The 2,421-nt window shown below is 35.2% G+C and carries 4 protein-coding genes; all 4 read left to right on the top strand.

The window, feature by feature from the left end; all coding sequences use genetic code 11:
- Positions 1-134 precede the first annotated feature (134 nt).
- A complete protein-coding gene (locus G564_RS0113040) occupies positions 135-533 on the top strand; it encodes a hypothetical protein (protein WP_029038044.1) in 399 nt (132 codons plus the stop codon).
- 123 nt (positions 534-656) lie between these two features.
- A complete protein-coding gene (locus tag G564_RS0113035; protein ID WP_029038043.1) occupies positions 657-1,451 on the top strand; it encodes an FRG domain-containing protein in 795 nt (264 codons plus the stop codon).
- A gap of 199 nt (positions 1,452-1,650) precedes the next feature.
- Positions 1,651-1,863, top strand: coding sequence for a hypothetical protein (locus G564_RS0113030; RefSeq protein ID WP_029038042.1), 213 nt, complete (start codon positions 1,651-1,653; stop codon positions 1,861-1,863).
- Positions 1,856-2,314 (top strand): PIN domain-containing protein, encoded by a 459-nt coding sequence (locus G564_RS0113025; RefSeq protein WP_029038041.1) that lies wholly within the window; start codon positions 1,856-1,858, stop codon positions 2,312-2,314. Before G564_RS0113030 ends, G564_RS0113025 begins: the two co-directional genes overlap by 8 nt.
- Positions 2,315-2,421: the final 107 nt, after the last annotated feature.

Raw genomic sequence — 2,421 nt, 5'->3', positions numbered from 1 at the left:
CTCAAAAATAGCATTTTTGAGTACCTTTAAAAATAGAACTTAAAAGATCAATTCGTGTCCCCTACTCCGCACTTGTGTTAACCGGGGCCGTTGTGGGCAATTTGAAAAACAATACATCGTGAAAAACTCATAAATTGTATTTTGAAATAATAACTCCAGAAAAGTTTAGATCCGACATAAGGAGATTTCGGATTGCTCTAATAATTTTGACTACACTATACCTCGGATTTATAGGAATTGTCATCATTGGAGGTTTTATCTTTATTGTTAAGAATAAAATAACGGATGGTGGCTTAATCACACTCTGGTTCGCAGGAATATTTCTAGGCGGTGTTATCCTGTCCGTTTTCCAGTTAATATTTTCCTATCGTCTTAAATCTTACGAGCGAAAAAATATGCCTGTTACTCAAAAGAAAAATAAGGACAATTTTAAAATGGCAATTTTTACAGGAATCATCGGCTTGTGGCTGTGGCTTCCAAATGAAAAGGAGGTTAAGAAAATTATTGAAAAAACTGCCCACAACAACGGTTAACACAAATGCGGCAGACCTCTCAAAAATGGCATTTTTGAGTACCTTTAAAAATAGAACTTAAAAGATCAATTCGTGTCCCCTACTCCGCACTTGTGTTAACCGGGACGTTAGGCAAAATGCCATATGAAAGAAATTGAAATAAAAAATTGGAAAGGCTTGGTGAGTTTCCTTGAAGTCGGAATTGATAGCCATATAATAGATTTTGGTGATGGAATTCAGTTCCGCGGGCAATCCGATTATAAATGGAGTATATCTTCTTCCCTATCTCGAATTGTTCGAGGCAGTGAAAACAGTGAAAAGAATGCTAAATTTTATGAAAGGCAAACTCAGATGGAATTCATGTCTCAAGCACATTTGCTCGATGAAAACATGAATTTTGAGAATTCTACACATCCTTCTTCAATTCTGATAGATATGCAACATTACTCTTGCCCAACAAGATTAATAGATTGGACCCTTTCACCATACGTCGCACTATATTTCTCAGTAAGTGAAAATTTTGAAGAAGACGGAGCTTTATATGCTTTTGATTCTTGGCTTTATAGGGAAAATTTGAAGAAAAAGATTCCAGAGGAAAATATCCCTCGAGGTGCTGACGTATTTGAATTCGAGGGTTTTGACGTTCTGGATGTATTTTATGCAACTAAAAAGAACCATCGTATTGTCCGTCAACAAGGCTGTTTCCACGTATCAAATAATTTGTTGGCTGACCACGAAGAAATTATAAATAAAATAACAGACGGACCAGAACAATTTGATGGACTTTTCAAAATAAGAATTCCGGCAGAACTAAAATTGGAATTTTTAGCAAGGCTTAGAACAATGAATATCAGCGCAGAAAGTCTTTTCCCGGGATTGGATGGTTTAGGTAAGTCATTAAGAGACCTGATGTTAATTAGAAAATGGAGAGACCGGTAAACGCACTTTGCCTAACAACGGTTAACACAAATGCGGCAGACCCTTCAAAAATGGCATTTTTGAGTACCTTTAAAAATAGTAATTAAGAGACCAATTACGTTTCCCAACTCCGCACTTGCGTTAACCGGGACGTTGGCACCAATATAAATCACCAGCGATTAAAAAGTAAAAATTTATCTATAAATTTGAGAAAACGAGAATGATGATAGTAGAACGAAATAATAATGAAATACTGGTGCGGTTTTCTGCGGGTACAAAAGCTTCTAAAATTCAGTCTATTTTGGACTATCTAAGATATGAGGAACTTACCTCAAAATCAGAAGCAACGGAAAAAGATATTGAGGCTCTAACCAAGAAATCCAAATCTGATCGCTGGGAAAAAATAAAAAAAGAAGTAGGATTGGATGACTAAGATTATTGTTGATTCAAACATCATTTTTAGTGCAATCCTAAATGTAAACAGTCGAATAGGACAAATTTTGTTGACTGGTCAAGACTTCTATGAATTTTATGCTCCAAAATATTTAAGAAACGAAATCTGGGAACATCAGGAAAAAATCAAGAAAATTGGAAAATTTAGTGATGATGAATTCCTGGAGGTATATGAGTTAGTTCTCAAGAATGTTACGATTCTTAATCACTCCATCGCACCTAAAGAAAAATATCTTGAAGCTTTTGATCTTTGTGAAGACGTAGATCCTGCAGATTCTGCCTTTGTAGCATTCTCTCTATTTTTAAAATGCAAAATCTGGACAGGAGATAAGAAACTATTAAACGGACTTTCCCAAAAAGGATTTAAAAGAACAATTACTACCGAGGATTTATTCAAAGATTTTCTCAGAAAAAACAGGAAACGGAAGTAATAATACTGGTGCCAACAACGGTTAACACAAATACGGCTGACTCGTCAAAAATGGCATTTTTGAGTACCTTTAAAAATAGAAATTAAAAGATCAATTTCGTTCCCCTA

Origin of the sequence: Salinimicrobium xinjiangense DSM 19287 (genome assembly GCF_000423585.1) — a bacterium.
Lineage (GTDB): Bacteria > Bacteroidota > Bacteroidia > Flavobacteriales > Flavobacteriaceae > Salinimicrobium > Salinimicrobium xinjiangense.
The sequence above is the reverse complement of the archived record's forward strand: the minus strand, read 5'-3'. Positions and strand labels throughout refer to the sequence as shown.